1 protein-coding gene is annotated in these 1,168 nt (G+C 40.3%); it reads right to left on the bottom strand.

Going from position 1 to position 1,168, the window contains the following annotated elements; all coding sequences use genetic code 11:
• The coding region (locus CXF78_RS01275) for a TonB-dependent receptor (RefSeq protein WP_145991315.1) at positions 1-1,168 on the bottom strand (1,168 nt) is incomplete at both ends.

The raw sequence follows: 1,168 nt of genomic DNA, 5'->3' as shown, positions 1-1,168 counted from the left end.
TTATACTGACCACCTTCAATATAGTCGGTATCGAATAGATTTCTGACATTGGCGCGTACACTGACGTCTTTCCCCATAACATCCATAGTATAGGCTGCGCCGATATCGAAACGGATATAACCGTCTTTACTAATACTGTTATCGGTGTTGGCAAAACGCTCACCAACATAGATAGCACCAAAGTTTATCGCAAAGTCTTCAGTCATTTCATAGCGAGTCCAGATATTAGCCGACCATTCCGGCGCATCAACGGGTGTTTTACCTTCACGTTCATCACCCGTGTGATATTCAGCATCAAGGTACATCATTGAAGATGTCATGAACCAATCGTCACTTAACTGACCTTGAGCGCCCACTTCAAATCCACGATGTTTCTGCTCACCACCTTGGGTAGTGATATCAGTATAGGAATCTATTGGAGTCGGTAATACTTCAGATATTGTAATATTCTCAACAGTGATATCAAATACAGCCGCAGTGAGTAATAAGCTATCGTCAAACAGTTCCCATTTGGTACCCACTTCGTACTGAATACCATATTCAGGTTTTAAATCCAGTTCATCGTTAACGTCAAATTGATTATTAACAGCACCTTGTGGAGTAAAACTTTTTGAATAGTTAACGTAAATACTGCCATTTTCCATTGGCGAGTAAATAGCCCCAAACTTAGGCGATACCGCATAACTGTTCTGACCTAAGCCGTCTTTCTTTTGCTCGTCATAACGTACACCAGCAAGCAACTTCCAATGTTGGTTTACGGTCATTAAATCTTGTAAATAGAAACCATAATATTTGTATTCGCTCGGATCACCTTTGCTACTTAGATGATAATCAAGATCAGGCTTAATAACTGACTGCCCAGGAATAACTGTTTGGCTTGTTCCACGCTGGATCTGTTGTTGATAGAAATAATCTAGATAGTTTGCACCTATCAATAACTGGTGTTGAACTCCTGCAAAATCAAACTCGCCAGTAAAATCGATATAAGCGGTTTTATGTTGCCAGTCATCATAGCGATCAAATGGTTTAATGCTGTAACCGTTGCTAAAAGGAGCAGTGGTATATTGTGGCGCAGAGTCGAAACGTTGACGATTGAATTGCTGATCGTTATAACCGGCTTTAATTTTCCAGTCGTCACTAATATGCCAAGTAAGATCTGCACCTAAAT

This window comes from Shewanella sp. 11B5 (genome assembly GCF_002836795.1).
In the GTDB taxonomy this organism is placed as follows: domain Bacteria; phylum Pseudomonadota; class Gammaproteobacteria; order Enterobacterales; family Shewanellaceae; genus Shewanella; species Shewanella frigidimarina.
This window is presented reverse-complemented; position numbering and strand designations above follow the sequence as displayed.